The organism is Cupriavidus sp. SIMBA_020 (assembly GCF_046535395.1).
In the GTDB taxonomy this organism is placed as follows: domain Bacteria; phylum Pseudomonadota; class Gammaproteobacteria; order Burkholderiales; family Burkholderiaceae; genus Cupriavidus; species Cupriavidus campinensis.
The window spans coordinates 1-266 of the sequence record NZ_JAWRWU010000751.1; the positions used below are offsets into that span (position 1 = coordinate 1).

Below are 266 nucleotides of genomic sequence, written 5' to 3' on the forward strand. Positions count from 1 at the left end.
GGCGAGCACTGAATGGCGAAGTCCAGGGCCATTTCCATGCCGTGGGCGCGCGCCGCGTGCACCAGCCGCAGGAAATCCTCCAGCGTGCCCAGTTGCGGTTCGATGGCGTCGTGGCCGCCTGCCGCCGATCCGATCGCGTAGGGGCTGCCCACGTCGTCCGGCCCGGCCTGCAAACTGTTGTTGCGGCCCTTGCGGTTGGACCGGCCGATGGGGTGGATCGGCGGCAGGTACAGCACGTCGACGCCCATTTCGCGGATGTCGGGCAG

The 266-nt window shown here is 69.2% G+C and carries 1 protein-coding gene; it reads right to left on the reverse strand.

The features are described from left to right. A partial coding sequence (locus SB751_RS31350) for an alpha-amylase family glycosyl hydrolase (RefSeq protein WP_410749190.1) occupies positions 1-266 on the reverse strand: 266 nt, incomplete at both ends.